The following is a 22,038-nucleotide window of genomic DNA, read 5'->3' as shown; positions in this document are numbered from 1 at the left end:
AAGAATCCTGACATAGGCGCTGAACCTCCTGTTTTGATCGCAACGTACTTTATTGACTGTTTGAGAAAACAATTTTTATAGGGAATATGAATCATGTTGTTTGCTTTTCCATTCAAGCGCCTCACCGTCCTGTGCGCGTTGGCCATTTTTTCTCCTTTGGCCGCCTTCGCCGATGATACTGTCGTGGTCACAGCGTCACCTTCTGATAACGCCGATGCACCAACTCAGGGTTACACTGCCAAAACCAGCAAGGCGGCGACCAAGACCGATGCTCCGCTGATTACTACCGGGCAGTCTGTTTCGGTGGTCACTCGCCAGCAAATGGACGACCAGAATGCAACCACAGTTAACTCTGCGCTGAACTACACGCCGGGCGTGTTCACCAACTTTGCCGGCGGCGCCACGCGCTACGACACGGTTTCACTGCGCGGTTTCCACGGCGGTGATGTCGATAACGTGTTCCTCGACGGCTTGCGCATGGCCTCCGACGGCGGAAGCTACAATATCGTCCAAGTTGACCCTTGGTTCCTTGAGCGCATCGACGTCATTAAAGGTCCTTCCTCCGCACTTTACGGGCAAAGCATCCCAGGCGGACTGGTGATGGAAACCAGCAAACGCCCACAGTTTGCTAGTGAAGGCCACGTGCGTTTGTCCGGCGGCAACTTCAATACTAAAGGCGGCGCGTTTGACTATACGGGCGCAATTAACGATCAGTGGGCGTTCCGCCTGACCGGTCTGACCCGCACCAGCGACACACAGTACGACCACCAGCGCGAAGAGCGCTATGCACTTTCGCCACAGTTGCTGTGGCAGCCGAATGAAAATACCTCGCTGCTGCTGCGCGCCTATTTGCAGAAAGACCCCTCAGGCGGCTATCACGCGGCGGTGCCGGGCGACGGCAGCATCTACTCCAGCCGTGGCGACAAACTTGGCCGCGGATTCTTTGACGGCGAAAGCTCGCGTAACGAATTCAAACGTTGGGAACAGATATACAGCTATGAGTTCCAGCACAGCTTCAATAACACTTGGTCTTTCCGCCAAAACGCCAACTACACCCACTCAAACACCTCGCTGCAACAGGTGTATCAGGGCGGCTGGAATGCCGACCGTACGCTGTTAAACCGCTACTATTCCGGCGAGCAGTCTTCGCTTGATTCGTTCGCGATTGATAACCAGCTCGAAGCTGATTTCGCCACCGCAGCGCTACAGCATAAAGTGGTATTGGGCTTTGATTTCCAGCATTACACCAATACGCTGGATGCGCAGGGGGGTTATGCCACCACGCTTGACCCTTACACCGGCGTCTCGGGCGGTAACGCCGTTGACCTTTACAGCTCAACACACGGTAAACGTCGCTATCAACAGTCTGGCGTGTATTTGCAAGATGATATGGTGTACGACAAGTGGCACATGACGCTGTCTGGTCGCTATGACACGCTGAAAACCAAAAATACTCAGTACGAAAGTATTTACGGCGTAGAAACCGACAGCGAGCGCAGCGACAAACACTTCAGCAGCCGTGCCTCCCTGCTGTATGCCTTTGACAACGGCATTTCGCCTTACGTCAGCTACAGTCAGGCGATGACCCCTTCTGCCCTATCAGGCCAGAACGGCACGCTGCTTAAACCGATGACCAGCGAGCAGTACGAGGCAGGTTTAAAATACCAGCCGGTGGGCAGCAGCAATATGTACAGCGTCGCGCTGTATGACCTGACGCAAAAAGACGTCGGCAACCGCGTCGTTATCGGCAGCTATTTCGACCCCGCGGGCAAAGTGCATTCACAGGGCATCGAGCTTGAAGCGCGCAGTAAAGTGACCGACCGTCTTAACATCATTGCCGGTTATACCTACAACCGCGTGAGATACGAAGACGCGATTGACGGTACCAGCGGCAATACGCCATACGTCACGCCAAACCAAATGGCCTCGCTGTGGGCGCAATATGATGCAGGTCTCGGCATCAACGTCGGCGGCGGTGCGCGCTACATCGGCAAGCAGTGGGCCGATAACGCCAATACCCAACGCATTGCCTCAACCACGCTGTTTGACGCCTCGGTGAAAATGAATCTTGCAAGCTTTGCGCCCTCCCTGAAAGGCGCTTACGTTCAGCTTAACGTCAACAATCTGACCGATAAGAAGTACGTGGCAGCCTGCTACGGCACCAGCTATTGCTACTGGGGCCAAGAGCGCACCGTCGTCGCAACGGTTGGCTATGACTTCTAAGCTTAACGTTTAACCCGCCCTCGCTGCGTACGGACTTTTCGTGCGCAGCTCTCTCTTTAGTCCAACCACTCGCCATCGATTGACGCTTTACGAAAGCAAAAAAATCAAAACAAGCCATCGTTTGTTAGATTTTTGAGAAAGTTTTGGCCTGTTTGAAATATTTCTTTATAATTAGCATCCCTGAAAAGTGATTGGTTACACATCTTGATTCACTCTCAAGCGCCTGTGTACATACAATATAAGGGTCAATCCGGATGCTGCATTCCGGGTAAAATCCCATAAACCAGTGCCTGTGTGGCAAGAATAACCTTAGAAAATATGAAAATGAGCATTCGCGCGATCTTTACTTTGGTTTTAGCTGTTGCTGCGTATAGCCAGGCTGCTTCTGCAGTTGTCTATCCACTGCCAGCAAACAATGGCCGTTTAGTTGGTGAAAACATCACCGTTGTCGTTCCACAAAATAACAAACTGCCGTTGGAGCATTTCGCTGCACAGTATCAAATGGGTCTGGCAAACATGCTGGAAGCTAACCCGGGCGTAGACACTTACCTGCCAACGTCTGGCACCGTACTGACTATTCCTCAACAGTTGATCCTGCCAGATACTCCACACGAAGGTCTGGTCATCAACAGTGCAGAAATGCGCGTTTACTACTATCCGAAGGGCACGAACACCGTAGTGGTATTGCCAATTGGTATCGGTGAACTGGGTAAAGATACCCCGCTGAACTGGGTGACCACGGTACAGCATAAAAAAGCCGGTCCTACTTGGACACCTACGGCCAAAATGCATGAAGAATATGCGGCGCAGGGTCAATGGTTGCCCGCAACCTTCCCGGCTGGCCCAGATAACCCAATGGGCCTGTATGCGCTCTATGTCGGTCGCCTGTACGCTGTTCACGGCACCAATGCCAACTTTGGTATTGGCCTGCGCGTGAGTCACGGCTGTGTGCGTTTGCGTGACGCCGACATCAAGTGGCTGTTCGAGAACGTGCCAGTCGGCACCCGCGTGCAGTTTATCAATGAGCCGGTGAAAACTGCCGTGCTGGCCAACGGTGCGCGTTATATTGAAGTGCATAACCCACTGTCAGCTAATCAGGAAGAGTTCGACTCACAGCAGCCGCTGCCAATCAGCCTTTCCGGCACCAACGCCACTGTGATGGCAAACCCAAGCGTTAACCAGCAGGTGCTTGATAAAGCCATTGCTCTGCGCTCCGGTATGCCGACTCAGGTTAACTAACTGTTAGCTTGTAAACGCTAGCCTCCGCCTGCGCGGGGGCTTTTTTTTGCGCATCCCTTGTCTATTTGCTCACCACCGCCCCTGCTACCCCCGCATAACGATTGCCTATGCCCGCACGGCTTTACTTATTTTTTAATCTTCAGTAAAACTTATAGCTGACTTGCTCGTCGTCAGACTGACCTGCCTACCGCCCATCTGGAGATTTTATGCCGCACATTTCTGCCAACGCACTGGCCATCCCTGCATCGGGAATTCGCCGCATTTACGAGTTGGCCTCAGCCCTCGACGATGTCATTCAACTGAGCATTGGTGAGCCAGAAAGGCCCGTCGCCCGACACATTCTTGATGCCGGTGCCAGCGCTTGGAATGCCGACGTCACGAATTACACCCCCAACAGCGGAATGGCCCTACTTCGCTCAGCGATTGCCACCAAGCTCGAGCGTGATAATCACTATCGGGTTGACGATGATCAAATCCACGTCACCGCAGGCGGCTCACAGGCGCTGCACATGGCAATGTCATTAACCCTCACCGCCGGTGACGAGATCCTAATACCTGACCCGGGCTATGCCACTTTTTCGATGATCCCGACACTGCTTGGCGCGGTGCCGGTGCCTTATCATTTAAAAGCAGAAGATGAGTTTCAGCCTTCGCTGTCCAATCTTGAGCAAAGCGTTACCTCACGTACCAAAGTGTTACTGATTAACAGCCCATCTAATCCACTTGGCGTGGTTTACAGTGCTGAAAAATTGACCGAACTGCTGCATTTTGCCGCCAAACACGATTTGTGGGTGATAAGTGATGAAGTTTACGAGTACTTCACCTTTTCGCATGCGTTTACCAGCGTCGCGTCGCTCGATACCGAAGGTCGGGTATTTAGCGTTTATTCAGTGTCAAAAACTTATGGTTTGACCGGCGGTCGCGTGGGATATCTGGTGACACCGCCGGGCGTGGCATCAACCTTCCGAGCCGCGCAGGAAGCTACCGTTAGCTGCGTCAATTCCCCGGCGCAACTCGCGGTACTCGCCGCCCTTGAAGGCCCTCAATCGTGCGTTCACGAGGCCCGCGCGCACTATGGCAGCAACATTGAAGCCGCCTGTGCGGTGCTCGACCATCGGGGTTTTAACTATCAACGTCCGCAGGGCGCATTTTATATCTGGATTGACGTTTCACACGTCAGCGAGGGTGATGTGGCTGCGTGGGCAGAACACTTTTTACTGACTCAGCGTGTGGCGGTCGCGCCCGGCGTCGCTTTTGGCCCGGCAGGCGAAGGGTGGATCCGCCTTTGTGCAGCGGGTAAAACAGCCCCCCTGCTAGAAGCAATAAAAAGGCTACCCGCACCGCACAACGGCTAAAACTGGGGAAGATGTTCAATGCAGAAGGTCAATAACCGTTAGGGATCTTTCTGCATTTTAATTGCCGATGCGCCGTATAAAAAAATCTGCACGCCACGTTTAACCATCAATGTAATCTGATCGGGTTTAAACAGCACCGGGACACGCTGATAGAGCACAATGTCAACTTCTGCTCTCATCAGCGAGGTAAACTGTGTCGCCCTGAGCACCGCATCTCCCGCTGCCAGCTCACCATTCTCCATGGCAACCCACATCAACTCGGCCAACTTATCCATGCTTTCCTGAGTGCCAGAGGCAAGAAACAGCTCACCAATATTAGAGTGCCCCGCCTCACCAATCACGCAGCGGTAAATTTTTATCGCCTTGTCATCGGTAACTAAAATTTCGAGCATCCGCTCACCAAAGCGCTGGAGTTTTTGCTCAAGCGTTGTGGTGTGATCACTGTAAGTGGAAAGCTCTGACGCGGCGGCGGCCAGCAACTGCGTACTGTAGGTTCTCACCACTTTTTCGAACAACTCTTCCTTCGAAGCAAAATAGTTATACAACGTGGCTTTTGATCCCCCCATTCTTTTGGCAACCTCATTCATTGAGGTGCGTTCATAACCCATCTCCTGAAAAAGCGCCGTAGCCGTATCAATAATTGATTTCCTACGTTCTTCCGACAGTGTTCTCATCCCGTCTCCCATGACAGTTGGATGTTGTTAACATAAGCTCACCAGCCCACTTGCCCCCTATAATACGCCGCCGTTCACCCAGTGAATCGCGTCCTGCCAACGTGGGTGAAAAAGTAATAAGGCGGTTCTGGTCTATACTCAATGATGTAGTGTGTAAACTTAATAATAATCCTAGAGGTAATAATGATTATTTCTGATGAAGCAAAGGGCAACGCTCTGATTGGCGAGGCGGCAATGAACCTTATCTTCAACAGGGAGGATGTGAACGTCAATACGTTGCTGAAAAACCTTAAGAGTATGGCCGAAGTAGAAGAAGATGAAAATCGACTGTTGTTGATGCATGAAGTTTGCCGCTGGCTTCAAGGCTATTGCAGTCTTGGGAGTGTGTCTCCTGAAAGGTCAGGCTGGCTAGACTCCAACTACCACGGGAGCAGTGTAGCCCCCTCAAGGCAAACCATTAGGCTGGTACCTTCCCCGAAAAATCGTGGTTAACTCACCCTACTCGCCAACGTGCCTGCCTATAGGGCAGTCAGTTGGCGTTGTGTTTTTATGTGAAGAATAATCAATTTTATGCATGTCTATACATTTAAAACCGCCTTTCAACGCCCCCAAATAATTGTTAACCATCTGATTTAAAAAGATTAGCATCTTTTGACAAAAAAAATAAACATTCAAATCTAATATAGTTGTACAAATTCGTGCTTGTGTATAACTTTGCACGTATAAAATTGAGCGTTATCAACCCCATCGTGTTAAGGATTACTTATGCGTCAGGACGAATACAGTAAATCACAGATGAGCGATACCCTTTACATGCTTAACAATGTCCCTGCCCTTTCACAGGATGAGACAATGGGTCAAATTGTGGTTGAAATTTTGCGGGCTGGGGTGAGCCTGAATCGTAGAAACTTGTGCACAAAATTGCTGAGTCGAATCGAGAACGCAAAAAACGCTGACGAGGAAAAGCATTACCATGAGCTTATTCGCTTGGTGCTTGAACGTGATTCATAAGTTTTCTGGTATCTTATAAATAGGCACCTGAATTCCGAGAAGCTGATATGAATAGAAATGACGACGAAAAATTAATTGATATCGTAATGGGGAAAGCCGTGCTGGCAATGTTGCACGGTGGCGGCCCAGTCTCTACCGCTGCCCTTGTTGCCGAACTCAAATCGATGGCAGTTACTGAGAAAAATGCGCTTCGTCAGCGTGCCTGTGAAAAAGCAATAACAGAAGTCCGCAATAGCGCGAATGCTACTCGGCAACAAACTACTTTTAAGGTCCGCGGAAGCGATAACGTCGGCCACATTTTTTCTTCATCAGGCCCGACTGACGATAAGAAAAAACACTGATCAATTTTAATCGCACAACTTAATTTATAACGGGGCACTTTGCCTTAAGAGGACACGGCACATGCAGCAACTCTCTGAAGAGAATGAGGTTTTCGAGCATTTTGCAAGCGCAGGCGATCTGTATGCCAGCGAAACAGAAGTTCTGGGTGCTGTGATAAGAAAAATTACCGCGCAGCAAGGTTTCATCACCAAAAAAGCCATTATTTTGAGCCTGCTGGCCAAAATGGAAGCCACCCTCGACGTGGTTGAGCAGGACATTTTACGTAAAACGCTGGAGTTGGTGGTAGGCATTACGCCAGACGATCCGGACCTGTAGTGGTTCCATTGCGCGATGAAATAATAAGAACGCCCAATAGATAAAACGGCATCCCAACCACTGATTAAGGTGCCGTTTACTTCGTGGCGGATTTATTGTCTTTTATCTGGCTCTTAACCGCTACCGAGCTTCAGTCTCCAGAAAAGTCTTAAGCTGCTCGCGGTTAGGCAGTGCGGTCATGGCACCTTTCGCGGTGGTTGCCAGTGCTCCACAGGCTATTGCTTGAGCCAAAATGGCTGACCACTGCTGCTCTGAAGTCTCTACTCCGCTTTGCGCCAATCCCGCCAGAAGCCCCGCCACAAAAGCATCTCCCGCCCCGGTAGTATCAACAACCTTGATGGTTGGCGCCGAATAATGCCTTATCGATGATGTCTGCCGTACATAAACCGTGACCCCTTTTTTACCCTGCGTCACCAGCAGCAATTTAGGCCGATAGCGCTGTACCATAATATCGACGGCCGCCGCTGTCTGCGGTTCTGCGGTTAAAAAGCTCAGCTCATCCTCTGAAACTTTAATCACGTCCGCCAGCAACAGTGCCTGATGCAGGCATTCACGTAAATCCTGTTCGCTTGTCCATAAATCTTGGCGAATATTCGGGTCGAAGCAAACAATACCTCCTGCCGTGTGCATGCGCTGCATGGCTAACACAGCTGCCGAGCGGGAAGGTTCGGCTGAAAGCGATATTGAGCAGAGATGCAGTACCTGCCCCTGTTCAAAGGGCGGGATATCACCAGGCTCAAGGAAGAGATCCGCACTCGGGCGTACCATGAAGGTAAAAGAACGTTCGCCATCGTCAGCGTTTTCAACCACGACGGTAGAGGTGCGGTGCGCGGCGTCTTTAAGCATGCAAGTTACGTCAACCCCCTCATCGCGCAGGGTATCTTGCAGAAATTTACCGAAGGGATCGTCCCCTACTCGCCCTATAAACGCGCTGTCGCCATCCAAACGACGGACGCCGACCGCCACGTTGGCCGGTGCGCCGCCTGGGCACTTTAGGAAACTGTCATCACCCTGAGTGATTAAATCCACTACCGCATCTCCCAACACCCACACTCGATTATTCATCTTCATTCCCTGCGTGTTATGACTTTATGATAAAAGAGAAAACCGGTTTAGCTTATCAGGCGCAACTGAATTATCACATCAGTGATTGGATTTGCCAACAAGATCACAATTTCGCTCTTTTACTGCCTAACATGATTGCAAAGCGACGAGGCCAATGATTATTGTGTGCAGGAAAACCAGTTTAGCTTTTTAGCTAATTATGTTTTCCCATAATAATTAAACCTCTTAAGAGTGATAAAAATGATGATCAAACCTCGCTACCTCGCTGTTGCTATTGGTCTTATTCTTTCCAACGCCGCCGTGGGTGCTGAATCTTCTCCCCTAGACATTGAAGCTCGCCTTAATGCGATGGAAAAACGTCTCCAATTGGCTGAAAACCGCGCGGCCAAGGCCGAGGCGCGCGCCAGCGAAGCTGAAAAACAGGTTAAGCAGCTCGAAACTCGCACGGCTAACAATGAAATTCAGACGCGTGAGGTGGCCAGAACGGCCGAAAAAACGCAGCAACAAGCCGCCAACGTGGCACAGCGTACCGAAACGCTAGCTAATAATGAAAAGAGCACATCTCACGGCGACGACGGCTTTAAATTCAGTGGTTATGCGCGGTCAGGCATCATCATGAACGACTCAGGCGCCTCGACGGAAAGCGGTCCCTACGTAACGCCTGCCGGCCAGACCGGTGGCGCAGTGGGTCGCCTCGGCAATGAAAACAACACCTATGTTGAAGTGAATCTGGAGCATCGCCAAACCATGGCCAGCGGTGCGACGTCGCGCTACAAGGTGATGTTGGCAGACGGCCAGCGCAGCTATAACGACTGGACCGGCGCCACCAGTGAACTCAACGTTCGTCAGGCGTTTGTGGAGCTAGGCTCGCTCCCTACCTTCACCGGCGCGTTTAAAGACACCACGCTATGGGCCGGTAAGCGTTTCGACCGCGACAACTTCGATATTCACTGGCTAGACTCTGACATCATCTTCCTCTCCGGCACCGGCGGCGGCATTTATGATGTGAAATGGGGCGATAACCTGAAAAGTAACTTCTCACTTTACGGGCGAAACTTTGACGACCTTAAAGACGACAACAACAACGATACCCGTATTGAGAACTACATTGTTACCGCCAATAACTTCGCTGGCCCAATGCAGTGGATGCTCAGTGGACTGCGCGGCAAAAACAATCAGCAGCGTGAAAACGACGCAATACAGGGCCGCAGCAATGCCGCAGAAACGGGCTTCCATACCATGTTGGCCTACCACGGTGATAGCTTCTATGGCCTGCGTGAGGGCACGTCTAAAACGGCGCTGTTGTACGGTCACGGCTTAGGGGCAGAAGTGAAGGCTCTTGGTTCCGATGGCCGCCTGACTGCCGATGCCAATACGCTGCGTCTGGCAACTTACGGCATTACACCGCTAAGCAAGGACTGGAGCATTGCACCCGCGATATTGGCGCAGCAAAGTAAGGATCGCTACATTTCGGGGGATGATTACAAATGGGTCACGCTTAACGCTCGCCTGATTCAGAAAATAACCGACAACTTCGAGCTGGCTTATGAAGGCAGTTATCAGTATATGAATCTCGACCCGCGGGGCTACAACAGCTACAACAAAGTCAGCGGAGGTTTCTATAAGCTGACCTTTGCTCCCACCTTTAAAGTCGGTGATATCAGCGACATGCTGAGCCGACCAGAAATTCGATTCTTCGCCAGTTATATGGACTGGAGCAAAGATCTCGACAACTATTCTTCCAGCGACGCCTTTGGCACCGACGGATTTACCGCAGGCGGGCAGTGGAATTTCGGCATTCAAATGGAAACTTGGTTCTAAATAAAGACACCGGTTTGATGAACAAAGATGCGCCTGGTCTAAACGGGCGCAGACAGGCAAGGATAATTTAAGGGATACTATGAATATCAACGCAATCGCAAACCAACTGCTTCCCCTGCTGGGCGGGAAAGAAAATATTGCCAGCGCGGCACACTGTGCAACGCGGCTGAGACTCGTGCTGATCGACGACAGCCTGATAGACAAAAAGGCGATTGAAAAAGTAGAAGGCGTAAAAGGCTGTTTCAGCAATGCCGGGCAGATTCAGGTCATTTTTGGCACCGGCTTGGTCAATAAAGTCCACGCAGAGTTTATTAAAGCGGCAGGCATCAGTGAGTCCAGCAAATCAGAGGCCGCCAACATTGCGGCGCAAAAATTAAATCCTTTTCAGCGCATTGCGCGCGTGCTGTCGAATATTTTTGTGCCGATCATCCCCGCTATTGTAGCATCCGGCCTGTTGATGGGCCTGCTAGGGATGGTTAAAACTTACGGCTGGGCCAGCCCCGACAGCGCAATTTTTATCATGCTCGACATGTTTAGCTCGGCGGCGTTTATCATTCTGCCGATCCTGATTGGCTTTACTGCCGCTCGCGAGTTTGGGGGTAATCCGTTCCTAGGTGCCACACTGGGTGGCATACTGACTCACCCCGCCCTGACCAATGCCTGGGGCGTGGCGAGCGGTTTCCATACCATGAACTTCTTTGGTCTCGAGATTGCGATGATAGGCTATCAGGGCACCGTGTTTCCGGTGTTGCTGGCAGTCTGGTTTATGAGCTTTATCGAAAAACGCCTGCGTAAGGTGATCCCCGACGCGCTGGACTTGATCCTTACGCCGTTTCTAACGGTGATTATTTCCGGCTTTATCGCGTTTCTGGTTATTGGCCCCGCCGGTCGCGCACTGGGCGACGGCATTTCGTTCATACTGAGCACCCTGATTACCCACGCGGGCTGGATGGCCGGACTCATTTTTGGCGGACTCTATTCCGTTATCGTTATTACTGGTATTCATCACAGCTTCCATGCCATTGAGGCCGGATTGCTGGGTAATCCTAATATCGGCGTGAATTTTCTGCTGCCCATCTGGTCGATGGCCAATATTGCCCAAGGCGGCGCGTGTCTGGCGGTATATTTTAAAACACGCGATGCGAAAATTAAGGCTATCGCCGTCCCATCGGCCTTCTCGGCGATGCTGGGTATCACCGAAGCGGCCATTTTTGGTATCAACCTGCGCTTTATGAAACCGTTCCTCGCCGCACTGGCCGGTGGCGCACTCGGCGGCGCTTGGGTGGTGGCGATGCACGTCAATATGACCGCCGTAGGCCTGACGGCTATACCGGGCCTGGCGATTGTGCAAGCCAGTTCAATGCTTAGCTACGTTATCGGACTGCTCATTGCCTTCGGCAGCGCCTTTGTGCTGTCTTTGTTGCTGAAATACAAAACGGAGAGTGAATAATGACTGAAGCACATTTGCTCAAACAGGCGCTGCGCAGCGTAGTGTCGGGGCAGGCTAAAGCCAACGCCTGCGCCTATCGCCCGGGTTGGCATCTGGCACCTCCGGTCGGTTTACTCAATGACCCTAACGGTTTCGTACAGCACAACGGACGCTATCATCTGTTTTATCAGTGGAACCCGCTGGCCTGCGCGCACGGTGCCAAATTTTGGGGACACTGGAGCTCACTGGACCTCGTCAACTGGCGGCATGAGCCACTGGCGTTGGCCCCGTCTGAGGAGTATGAGTCGCACGGCTGCTACTCGGGATCGGCGGTGGTGGATAAGCAGCATCTTACCCTTATTTACACCGGCAACGTGAAATATGCCAACGGCAGCCGCACCGCCTTCCAATGTCTGGCGCGTGAAAACGCCGACGGTGAGTTTGACAAAATAGGGCCAGTGCTCAATCTGCCGCTGGGTTATACCGGCCACGTGCGTGACCCTAAAGTGTGGCAACACGACGGGCAGTGGTTCATGGTGCTCGGCGCGCAAAGCCTCGACCTGCAAGGCAAAATCCTGCTGCTGCAATCCCCCGATTTACTGACCTGGCAATCTCTTGGCGAAATTGCCGGTTCCGGACTTAACGGGCTAGGTGAATTCGGCTACATGTGGGAATGTCCGGATCTGTTTAGACTGGCGGAAAACGATGTGCTGATTTGCTGTCCGCAGGGACTAACCGCCGAGCCGCATCGTTATCTAAACACCTTCCAGTCTGGCTATTTTGTGGGTGAACTTGACTATCAACGCGGTGAATTCCCGCACGGCGAGTTTAACGAACTAGACCTGGGCTTTGAATTTTATGCGCCACAAACCACGCTCAGCGAAGACGGTCGTCGTTTGATGATTGGCTGGATGGGTATTCCTGACGGCGATGAATTCTATCAGCCTACCGTTGAACAGGGTTGGATCCATACTCTGACCTGCGTGCGTGAACTGACGCTGTGGGCGGGTAAGGTCATACAGCGCCCTGCCCGCGAACTGCAGCGCCTGCGTGGAGAGAAACAGACCTGGAGCGGCACGGCACAGCAGGCGCCACACTGGGATATTACCCACGCCGAAGTCGAAATAGACACTGATCAGCCGTTTAGCGCCCAGTTTGGCGAGGCATTAGCGCTGGTCTGGGACGGTGAATGGCTGACGCTGACCCGCATAAACCGCCGTACTAACCAGCCTGAAACCCGGTTCTGGCACGGCGCACTGCGCCAGCTCACTGTGCTGTGCGACAGCTCCAGTATTGAAATTTTTATTAATCAAGGTGAGGCAGTGATGTCCTCACGCTATTTTCCAACCTTACCCGCCCGTTTAACGCTGGCAGGAAGTGAGCAGATTGCGCTGAGCTACTGGCCGTTGGCGAATTGCATGATAGAATAACCCTCTTGTCCGATAATAAAACGTGGCGCAGTGAAAAAGACAAAACGTATCACCATCAGTGGCATAGCCGAACTTGCCGGGGTGTCGAAATCGACGGCCAGTCAGGTACTCAACGGCCACAGCAAAAAGTTTCGCATTTCTGATGCCACCCGAGATCGCGTGCTTGCTGTGGCGGCCGAACAACACTATCAGCCCAGCATCCATGCGCGTTCGCTTAATGTAACGCGCAGCTTTACGCTCGGGTTAGTGGTGCCTGAAATGACCAACTACGGCTTTGCGGCCTACTCCAATGAGCTAGAAACGTTGTGCCGCGAGAAAGGCATGCAGCTGTTGATTGCCTGCACAGATGAAAATACCAGTCAGGAAACGCTGGGCGTCAATAATCTGATCCAGCGCCAGGTCGATGGCCTGATTGTTGCGTCCAGCATGCTCAATGATGCGGAATACGTGAAGATCAGCCAACAGCTGCCGGTGGTGTTGTTTGACCGTCATATGCAAAATAGCGCACTGCCGCTGGTGGTATGCGAGGCGATAGAATCCTCCGCCCAGTTAGTTGCCCGGGTGGCAAAGCATCATCAGGACGAGTTTTACTTCATTGGTGGGCAGCCACGTATCTCCCCCACCCGCGACCGACTGGCCGGCTTTCAACTGGGGCTAGAGCGCGCTGGCATAAGCTGCAAGCCAGAGTGGATAGTCTATGGCAACTATCACCCAAGCTCCGGTTATGAGATGTTTGCTAACCTGTGCGCGCGGCTTGGGCGGCCGCCGAAGGCGCTATACGTCGCCTCCTGTGGTCTGATGGAGGGCGTATTACGCTACATGAGCCAGCATAAGTTGCTCACCAGCGACATTCACCTTTGCGGTTTCGATGACCACTTTCTCTATGACTCGCTGTCGGTAAAAATTGACACCGTGGCGCAGGACTGCCGGGAACTGGCAATACACTGTTTTGAAATGGTCATCGACCTTATCGATGAAAAACAGCCAGAAAGCATGCACCGTTATCTTTTGCCGACGCTGCATTGGCGTCATGAGCAATCCCTGGAAGCATAAAAAAAGCGCCGAAAGTTCGGCGCTTTTTTATTACTGACTGATTGACGACTCTACGGACTTACAGCGCCATATCACTCTTGGCAGGCGCAGTAGTGGCCGCTGGCTGTGCATCATTTGCTGCATCTGCCGCTTTCTGTGTCATCTGAATAACCGGTGGTTTCACCAGCTGCAGCGTGGCCGCAGTTTCGTCCCACACGCGCTGAGTCAGCGCAGGGTCATCATTCAGTTTCTGACCAAAGCTCGGTACGATGGCGCGAATTTTGCTCTGCCATTCCGCAGATTTGAACTCCTGCGGGAACAGCTTCTCCATCACGCTAAGCGCAATCGGCGCTGCCGTTGAAGCACCCGGTGATGCGCCCAACAGGGCGGCAACGGTTTTCTGCTGATCGGTCACGATTTCTGTACCCAGCTTCAGAACGCCGCCTTTATCAGCATCTTTCTTGATAATTTGCACACGCTGACCGGCTTGGATCAGTTTCCAGTCTTCTTTCTTGGCATCCGGATAGTACTCCTTCAGCGAAGCAAAACGGTCGTCATCACTCAACATCACCTGGCCAATCAGGTATTTAACCAGGTCAAAGTTGTCCAGACCTACGTGAGTCATTGGCATCACGTTGCTGGTAGTGGTGGTGCTCAGCAGGTCAAACAATGAACCGTTTTTCAAGAACTTGGTCGAGAAGGTGGCGAATGGCCCAAACAGCACCACGCGCTTGCCGTCTAGGTAGCGGGCATCCAGATGCGGTACTGACATCGGAGGTGCGCCCACTGAAGCCTGTCCGTAAACTTTTTCTTGATGACGGTTGGCAATTTCCGGGTTTTCAGTCACCAGGAACGAGCCGCCCACCGGGAAGCCCGCGTAGTTGTCACCTTCAGGAATACCGGTTTTTTGCAGCAGTTTCAGTGCACCGCCGCCTGCGCCAATGAACACATACTTGGCATCAATCTCTCGCTCTGTGCCGCTTTTCACGTCTTTAACCGTCACGTGCCATGAGTTGTCGGCGTTACGTTTGAAGTCGGTAACTTCTGAAGAGGTTTCGAGTTTGAAGTTGCTGTTTTTCTTGAGGCTGCCGATCAGCTGACGGGTGATTTCACCGTAGTTGACGTCAGTGCCTACCGGCGTCCAGGTCGCGGCAACTTTCTGCTGCGGGTCGCGCCCTTCCATAATCAGCGGTGCCCATTTCTGGATCTGGCTATGATCGGTAGAGAATTTCATGCCCTGGAACAGCACGGTTTTTTGCAGTGCTTCATAGCGCTTGTTCAGATACTCGACGTTTTTATCGCCCCAAACGAAGCTCATGTGCGGTGTAGAATTGATAAACGAATGCGGATCGTTCAACACGCCGTCTTTAACCTGCGAGGTCCAGAACTGACGCGAGATCATGAAAGCTTCGTTGATCTCCAGCGCTTTGCTGACGTCAATGGTGCCGTCCGGACGCTCGGGCGTATAGTTCAGCTCCATGTTGGCAGAGTGGCCGGTACCGGCATTGTTCCAACCGTTGGAGGACTCAAGCGCAACGCCGTCGAGTTTCTCAACCATGAGCTGTTTCCAACTTGGCTGCAATTCTTCCAGCCAGGTTCCTAACGAGGCACTCATGATGCCACCGCCGATGAGGAGCACGTCTGTTTTCTCTGGTGAGGTTTCAGCGTGAACCGCTGAACAAACTAACAGTGCTGAAAGAGAGAGCGTGGGAAGCAGTTTTTTCGCTTTGATCATTCCGAGTCTACACTTTGTTATTGATGGTCGTTAAAAAAGTGCGTGGAATTTAAGATATTGTTACCGATAAGTTAAAGTTTTTTTAGTTTATTAACTAATGATATTGAGTTTATGTTTTTTTAGTTACAAAAGAGTCGCCGCTCTTTGTCCCCTCCTCGCCGCTCACGTTGCGCGCTATACTGCGCCAAAGCCTAGGTAATGTTTAACCGCATGCCAGCACCTTAACCCATTCGATTTGAACAGTAATGATGAGCCAACCACAGCAGCGAAGTCCTGTACATAAGCGCCCGATCAAACTCAGTACTCTGATGACCCTCATGGTCGGTGCAGTTATCACCACCGTGCTCCTGAGTGTGCATCTTTTATATAATGCACAGATAGATAACTTCACCCGCATGCATATGCAGGATAAGGCGATGGCCGTGGCGCGCACGCTGGCATCCTCTCCTGAGATTCAGCGCGGCCTTACGCTGCCAAGTGAAAATAATCTCATCCAACCGATTGCCAACGCGGTACGAAATCGTGATGGCCTGCTGTTTATCGTGGTGATTAATATGGACGGCATCCGCTACTCTCACCCCAATCTGCAAAACATCGGCAAACATTTTGTGGGCGATGATTTTATTCCCGCGCTGCACGGCCGTGAAAACGTCTCAGTTAATCACGGCGTACTGGTTGAAGCGCTGCGAGCCTTTACCCCAGTTTACAACGACGAACACCGGCAAATTGGCGTGGTGGCGGTGGGAATTTCGCTTGATGACGTCGCCCAGCAAATCACCCAAAGTCGCTGGAATATCTTCTGGACGGTGCTGTTCGGGGCGGTCGTCGGCCTGCTGGGTATTCTGATTCTGGTGCGGCGATTAAAGCATATTCTGTTCGGGCTAGAACCGTATGAGATTTCTACCCTGTTTGAGCAGCGCCAGGCCATTCTCGAGTCAATCAAAGAAGGCGTGATAGCCGTTGACCAGCACTCGCGCGTCACGCTGATAAACCAAGCAGCGCGCCAACTGCTGCGTGAAACCTCCAGTGAGGCGCCGCTGACCGGCGATGCCATCCCTGAATCTTCTATTATGCTCAGTCATTTACACGAGGCTTTGCACCACGGCAAAGCCTGGCATGATGAAAAACTCAACGTACGCGGCCGTACGCTTATCAGCAATACGGTGCCGGTGCGCAGCGGACAAAGGATTATCGGCGCGGTGTGCACTTTCAGAGACAAAACCGAAATCAGCCAGCTCGGTGAGCGCCTCGACGGCATGGTTAACTATGTTGATGCCCTGACTGAGCGCTCCCATGAGTTTATGAACAAGCTGCACGTCATTTTGGGTCTGCTGCATATGAAAAACTACACTCAGCTGGAGGCGTTTATTCTTCAAACTGCCAATAACTACCAGACGGAAATTGGCCTGCTGATGCAAAAGATCAAGTCTCCGGTCATTGCTGGATTCCTGTTGAGCAAAATTAATCGGGCATCGGACCGCGGACATCAGTTAACACTTCACGATGCCAGTCTCTTGCCCGATAACGGCAGCGACGAACAGGTCGCGGTACTTATTACCGTGTTGGGCAACCTGATTGAGAATGCGCTTGAAGCCTTGGAGCAGCAGCCGCAGGGTGAAATTGACGTCATGCTGCATTATCAGAATGGCTGGCTGGCCTGCGAGGTCAGCGACGATGGCCCAGGTATTGCCGCCGAACAGCTGGCAACGATTTTTGAAAAAGGTGTGTCCTCTAAAGGCAGCGATCGCGGCGTGGGGCTGTTTCTGGTTCAACAGCAAACGGAAAGTCTGGGCGGCAGCGTAACCGTGGAGTCGGAGCCGGGGGTGTATACTCAGTTCTTGATACAGCTGCCGTGGGGAAGAGGAAATATAAATTGATGATCAATGTATTAGTGGTGGATGACGATGCGATGGTGGCCGAGTTGAATCGTTGCTACGTTGAGCAGGTCGCGGGGTTTCGCTGCTGCGGCACCGCGTCTACCCTGCAACAGGCGAAAGACCGGCTGGCACACGGCCATCCGGCGGTGGATTTAGTCTTGCTTGATGTTTATATGCAGCAGGAAAACGGTCTGAATCTATTGCCTGAGCTGCGCAGTGGCGAGCGCTCAATTGACGTAATTATTATTTCTTCGGCAGCCGACGCGGCAACCATTAAAAGTTCGCTCGACTATGGCGTTGTTGATTATCTGATAAAACCGTTTCAATTCTCGCGGTTTGAAGAGGCGTTAAAGGGTTGGCGACACAAAAAACGCCTCATGGACAACCAGCCGTTTTATCAACAGGCAGACGTTGACCTGCTAATCCACGGCAACACCCTGACGGCGGATGAGCAAACCCGGTTACCAAAGGGCTTAACCCAGCAGACACTGCGCACGCTGTGTCAGTGGATAGACCAACATCCGGACAGTGAATTCTCTACCGATGAGCTGGCGGCCGACGTCAGTATTTCACGCGTTTCCTGCCGTAAATATCTGATTTGGCTGGCACAGATGAACATCCTTTTTACCAGCATTCACTACGGCACCACCGGCAGACCGGTCTATCGCTATCGCCTGCAACCCGAATTTCACCCGCTGCTGTTGCAATATTGCCAGTAACGAACTCCTTCTCCCGGCAAAAAAGACCCGTTACACCGTAACGGGTCCGTTTCAGCTAGCCTTGCCGTGAAAGATTAACTGCAACAGCCGGCGTTATTTCAGCACAATGCGCGCGATGCCGTCCTGCCCCTTGGTGGAGCTGTCCTTGTTGAAGTCTTGTTTGAGGGTCACATACAGCGTCTGCCCGTCTTGTGAAACAAGCAGGCTGTTGGGACGCGTGTCGAAGGACCAACTGTTTTTCACCGCATAGGTCGTGGCATCAAGCTGCAACACTTTCTTCGACTCGCGCTGGCTGAGGTAAATCTCATTGCGTTTGGCATTGAATTTAATACCCAGCGCGTCGCCTTCAATACGCTTGATAACCTTACCCGTGCGCTCGTCAAACACCAGTGTCGCTTTGCCTTTAGAATCGTCAGTTACAAACAGACGGCCGGTTGCTGGGTCTTCTGCCAGATTCAGGAACAGGTAGGATTTGCCGTCGTTGGCCGTCCAGCGCTTCTCAATTTTGTGGCTGTGTGGATTGATAACTAACACTTCACCGCCGCCATTGGCCGCATAAATACGGTCGGTAACAGATGAATAAATAATGCCCGTCACCCATTTCCCAGCCTTTGGAATGCGCTTTTTCAATTTCAGCGTCTTGGCATCTACCACCCAAATCACGCCAGAATCCGCGACGCCACCGACGTAAAGCGCCCCGGCATGCCAATAAATTTCACGCGCTGGGATGGGATCACCGTCTTTGGCTTTTTCATTGAAGTTCATGCGTTGCAGCACTTTGCCGCTCTTGGCGTCAATTTTCGAGATGCCGCCGTCCAGCGTGTTGGTGGTGTAAATCACGCTGCCGTCTGGATCTTCGGCCAGCGCGAAGTTTTTCAAATCAGTGTGCGTTTCGCCCTTGGTGGCCAAGGTAGTGGGGTCGAGACGATAAATGATGCCACCGTTGACGTCCTTGAATGACTGGGTGCTAGCGACATACAGCGCATTGCCTTCGGCGGAATAAGCCATCTCATACAGCCCGTCCCCCAGTGTGCGCTGGGAAATCTGTGCATCAACCGTCTTTGCCGCAGCAGGCGCAACTACTGGCACAGTAGCCTGTTTGGCCGGTGCCTGGCAGGCTGAAAGACTAAAAGCGGTAACAATCGCCAGTGCAACGGCGGCCTTACGCGGACTGAACAAAGATTTCATTCTTAACTCCATAAGTGGACATACGGCTTTCTTTTGACCGCAGTGGCAGAGGAAAGCTGATAAAAAGAATGAGAATCATACGCATTACAATATTTTAAGTAAACGTCTTATCTTACCTAAATGCCTACCCGCCTCTGCCGTAGTCCCTGAAATATCCTTATTAATAACAGGTTGTTACATTTTAAACGTGAACTTATTCGGAAATTTTAAAGCAAATCATTATCATTTACATTCTCAATAATAATCTATATTTCACGGTATTTATTCATGCGTTTTAATAGCAGGGAACGCAGCAAGCCGCTGCAAAGATCAGCATTCAAACAGACTTTCTCCCTCACTGTCTTGGCATTGGCGGTGCATTCGCTGCTCAATCCGGCGCTGGCACAGGCGGCCGAAACCACTCGCAGCGCACCCTCAACACCTGATGTGATGGTGGTCAATGCCTCAGGTGATGACTCAAACGGAGACCAACAAGATTACAGCGTAAAGACCACCACCGCGGGCACTAAACTGCTGCTGACTCCGCGTGACGTGCCGCAGTCGTTGAGCGTGATCACCCAGCAGCGCATGCGGGACCAAAACCTGCAAACGGTGGGCGATGTACTGAATAACACCACCGGCGTCTCGCCTTATATTTATGACAGTGAGCGCTCAGGCTACTATTCTCGCGGGTTTATTATTAACAACTACACCTTCGACGGCATTCCGACCTCCGTTAATGATGTGTGGAACTTCGGCGATGCCGGTGATGACACGGCCATTTATGACCGTATTGAAGTGGTCCGCGGCGCGACCGGACTGATGACCGGTGCGGGAAATCCGTCGGCTTCGGTAAACATGGTCCGCAAACAGGCCGACAGCAAAGATTTTACCGGCAATATCAGTGCCAGCTACGGCAGCTGGAACAAACAGCGCTACGTAGTAGACGTCTCTGGTCCACTGAATCAGGAAGGAACAGTGCGCGGCCGCGTGGTCGCAGGGTATCAGGACCAAGACAGCTGGCTTGACCGCTACCACAGAAACAAAAAGTTTATTTATGGCGTGGTAGACGCCGACGTCAGCGACAGCACGACCCTCTCACTCGGCTACAGTTTCCAGGAAGACCACACCGGTAATCCGACCTGGGGCGGACTGCCAAGCTGGTATAGCAACGGCAATCGTACTCACTACAGCCGCAGTACCAGCCCGTCGGCAGACTGGGCGCACTACGATATCAACTCGCGCAAAATTTTTGCTAATCTCACACATAACTTCGACAACGGCTGGAACTTCCGCCTGAATGCCACCCATGCCGAATCAAAGTTTGACGACAAACTGCTTTATGCCGAAGGCTTCCCGGATGAAATGACCGGTGAAGGCGTAAGCGGCTACGGCAGCAAAGACCGGGGAACCCGCAGGCTGGATTCGGTAGATACCTACGCCAGCGGCCCGTTTGAACTGCTGGGCCGCCAGCATCAAATGGTGGTGGGTGTCACCTACAGCCGTCAACACAATGTCTATTCGAGCGCTGCAGCGGATATCTCCAGCGACGACATTGGCGATTACAATAATCTTAACGGCAAACTGGCCGACCCGCAGTGGAGCGACTGGGAGCCGGTTTCCGATGACATAGTGCGTCAAAAAGCGGTCTACACCGCCCTGCGCTTCTCGCTGACCGATCCGCTTTCTCTGATCGTTGGCGCACGCTATACCCAGTACAGCACAATGGGCACCAGTGCAGAGATGACGAAAAACAACATCACGCCCTACGCTGGCGTAGTTTACGACATCAACGACACCTGGTCGGCCTACGCCAGCTACACCTCTATCTTCCAGCCGCAGTCCTACCGCGATGAATCAGGCAACTATCTCGCCCCGACGACCGGTAAAAACTACGAGACCGGCCTGAAATCAGCCTGGCTGGATGGCCGACTCACCGCGACCTTCGCCGTGTTTCGCATCGAGCAAGACAATTTAGGTCAGGAGATAGACGGCGGATTCGTCAACGGTACCAGTGAGCAGGCCTACTACGCGGCAAAAGGCGTGGTGAGCAAAGGCGCTGAGTTTGAGCTTAACGGCGCCATCACCGACAATCTGCAAATGACTTTCGGCGCGACCCGCTACGTGGCAACCGACGCGACCAACGGCCGTCCGAATGCGTTTGTTCCGCAAACCACGTTCAAACTGTTTAGCCGCTATACCCTGCCCATGCTGCCGCAGTTGACAGTCGGCGGCGGCATAAACTGGCAAAACCGCACCTATCAGGACGCCGTTGCGCCTTCTGGTGATACCGTGCGCATCTTCCAAAGTAGTTATCCGCTGGCGAGCCTGTTTGCCCGTTATCAGGTGACAAAACAGCTTGCGGTACAGGCTAACATCGACAACCTGTTCGACCGAACGTATTACAGCTACCTGAGCGATCAGGGTGTGTATGGCGAACCACGCAGCGCCACTGTCAGCGCATCATACTCATTCTGATTTAATATCAAGAGGGGGGAAGGCCAATAAATGAGACCGCCCCCCACGCACACCACGGGTAAATAATGATAAAAATCAGTTATTAAATCTGAAATATTAATTTAATAATTTAAAACTATACCGCAC

The 22,038-nt window shown here is 52.1% G+C and carries 18 protein-coding genes; 14 read left to right on the top strand and 4 right to left on the bottom strand.

The genetic code is table 11. The features are described 5' to 3' along the window. The first annotated feature begins 93 nt into the window (after window positions 1–93). The 3 genes from BS639_RS16630 (at window position 94) to BS639_RS16620 (ending at window position 4,817) form a co-directional block, all read left to right on the top strand. Window positions 94–2,223 (top strand): TonB-dependent siderophore receptor, encoded by a 2,130-nt coding sequence (locus BS639_RS16630; protein ID WP_084983674.1) that lies wholly within the window; start codon window positions 94–96, stop codon window positions 2,221–2,223. Window positions 2,224–2,541: 318 nt separating this feature from the next. Then, on the top strand, window positions 2,542–3,462 hold the full coding sequence (locus BS639_RS16625) for a L,D-transpeptidase family protein (RefSeq protein ID WP_055780489.1): 921 nt from the start codon (window positions 2,542–2,544) through the stop codon (window positions 3,460–3,462). A 206-nt stretch (window positions 3,463–3,668) separates the two neighbouring features. After that, the gene (locus BS639_RS16620; protein ID WP_084983673.1) at window positions 3,669–4,817 is read left to right on the top strand and encodes a pyridoxal phosphate-dependent aminotransferase; all 1,149 of its coding nucleotides are present in this window, start codon (window positions 3,669–3,671) and stop codon (window positions 4,815–4,817) included. 38 nt (window positions 4,818–4,855) lie between these two features. Here the strand turns inward: BS639_RS16620 and BS639_RS16615 are convergent, their stop codons facing one another. Continuing rightward, window positions 4,856–5,491 carry a TetR/AcrR family transcriptional regulator gene (locus tag BS639_RS16615; protein WP_084983672.1) on the bottom strand — a complete coding sequence of 212 codons (636 nt, stop codon included), beginning with the start codon at window positions 5,489–5,491 and terminating at the stop codon, window positions 4,856–4,858. 183 nt (window positions 5,492–5,674) lie between these two features. Between BS639_RS16615 and BS639_RS16610 the strand changes: the two genes are divergently transcribed. From BS639_RS16610 to BS639_RS16595, 4 genes are all read left to right on the top strand, one after another. Then, window positions 5,675–5,983 carry a hypothetical protein gene (locus tag BS639_RS16610; protein ID WP_055780499.1) on the top strand — a complete coding sequence of 103 codons (309 nt, stop codon included), beginning with the start codon at window positions 5,675–5,677 and terminating at the stop codon, window positions 5,981–5,983. A 273-nt stretch (window positions 5,984–6,256) separates the two neighbouring features. Continuing rightward, complete coding sequence (ycgZ, locus tag BS639_RS16605; protein WP_055780503.1) at window positions 6,257–6,502, top strand: regulatory protein YcgZ; 246 nt, start codon at window positions 6,257–6,259, stop codon at window positions 6,500–6,502. A gap of 47 nt (window positions 6,503–6,549) precedes the next feature. Beyond that, window positions 6,550–6,843: a hypothetical protein gene (locus tag BS639_RS16600; RefSeq protein ID WP_084983671.1), complete on the top strand. Its 294-nt coding sequence runs from the start codon at window positions 6,550–6,552 to the stop codon at window positions 6,841–6,843. 61 nt (window positions 6,844–6,904) lie between these two features. Continuing rightward, window positions 6,905–7,159 carry a biofilm development regulator YmgB/AriR family protein gene (locus BS639_RS16595; protein ID WP_055780509.1) on the top strand — a complete coding sequence of 85 codons (255 nt, stop codon included), beginning with the start codon at window positions 6,905–6,907 and terminating at the stop codon, window positions 7,157–7,159. Between the two features lie 120 nt (window positions 7,160–7,279). Here the strand turns inward: BS639_RS16595 and BS639_RS16590 are convergent, their stop codons facing one another. Continuing rightward, a complete protein-coding gene (locus BS639_RS16590) occupies window positions 7,280–8,224 on the bottom strand; it encodes an aminoimidazole riboside kinase (protein ID WP_084983670.1) in 945 nt (314 codons plus the stop codon). Window positions 8,225–8,464: 240 nt separating this feature from the next. Between BS639_RS16590 and BS639_RS16585 the strand changes: the two genes are divergently transcribed. From BS639_RS16585 to BS639_RS16570, 4 genes are all read left to right on the top strand, one after another. Continuing rightward, window positions 8,465–10,045 (top strand): carbohydrate porin, encoded by a 1,581-nt coding sequence (locus BS639_RS16585; protein WP_084983669.1) that lies wholly within the window; start codon window positions 8,465–8,467, stop codon window positions 10,043–10,045. Window positions 10,046–10,124: 79 nt separating this feature from the next. Continuing rightward, on the top strand, window positions 10,125–11,495 hold the full coding sequence (locus BS639_RS16580) for a sucrose-specific PTS transporter subunit IIBC (protein ID WP_055780521.1): 1,371 nt from the start codon (window positions 10,125–10,127) through the stop codon (window positions 11,493–11,495). Continuing rightward, complete coding sequence (locus BS639_RS16575) at window positions 11,495–12,904, top strand: sucrose-6-phosphate hydrolase (RefSeq protein WP_084983668.1); 1,410 nt, start codon at window positions 11,495–11,497, stop codon at window positions 12,902–12,904. Before BS639_RS16580 ends, BS639_RS16575 begins: the two co-directional genes overlap by 1 nt. 30 nt (window positions 12,905–12,934) lie before the next feature. Next, window positions 12,935–13,957 (top strand): substrate-binding domain-containing protein, encoded by a 1,023-nt coding sequence (locus BS639_RS16570; RefSeq protein WP_055780527.1) that lies wholly within the window; start codon window positions 12,935–12,937, stop codon window positions 13,955–13,957. A gap of 58 nt (window positions 13,958–14,015) precedes the next feature. Here the strand turns inward: BS639_RS16570 and mqo are convergent, their stop codons facing one another. Then, a complete protein-coding gene (mqo, locus tag BS639_RS16565; protein ID WP_055780531.1) occupies window positions 14,016–15,671 on the bottom strand; it encodes a malate dehydrogenase (quinone) in 1,656 nt (551 codons plus the stop codon). A gap of 248 nt (window positions 15,672–15,919) precedes the next feature. Here mqo and BS639_RS16560 point away from each other — a divergent pair, with 248 nt between their 5' ends. Further along, window positions 15,920–17,548, top strand: coding sequence for a sensor histidine kinase (locus BS639_RS16560; RefSeq protein WP_084983679.1), 1,629 nt, complete (start codon window positions 15,920–15,922; stop codon window positions 17,546–17,548). Continuing rightward, entirely contained in the window at window positions 17,548–18,267 is a 720-nt protein-coding gene (dcuR, locus tag BS639_RS16555; RefSeq protein WP_084983667.1) for a two-component system response regulator DcuR, read from the top strand. Before BS639_RS16560 ends, dcuR begins: the two co-directional genes overlap by 1 nt. Window positions 18,268–18,360: 93 nt before the next feature. Here dcuR and BS639_RS16550 read toward each other — a convergent pair whose 3' ends face one another. Next, window positions 18,361–19,455 carry a YncE family protein gene (locus tag BS639_RS16550; RefSeq protein WP_084983666.1) on the bottom strand — a complete coding sequence of 365 codons (1,095 nt, stop codon included), beginning with the start codon at window positions 19,453–19,455 and terminating at the stop codon, window positions 18,361–18,363. A gap of 267 nt (window positions 19,456–19,722) precedes the next feature. Between BS639_RS16550 and fhuE the strand changes: the two genes are divergently transcribed. Further along, complete coding sequence (fhuE, locus tag BS639_RS16545; RefSeq protein WP_084983665.1) at window positions 19,723–21,912, top strand: ferric-rhodotorulic acid/ferric-coprogen receptor FhuE; 2,190 nt, start codon at window positions 19,723–19,725, stop codon at window positions 21,910–21,912. The last annotated feature ends 126 nt before the right edge of the window (window positions 21,913–22,038 follow it).

The organism is Rouxiella silvae (genome assembly GCF_002093625.1).
GTDB classification, from domain to species: Bacteria; Pseudomonadota; Gammaproteobacteria; order Enterobacterales; family Enterobacteriaceae; genus Rouxiella; species Rouxiella silvae.
This window is presented reverse-complemented; position numbering and strand designations above follow the sequence as displayed.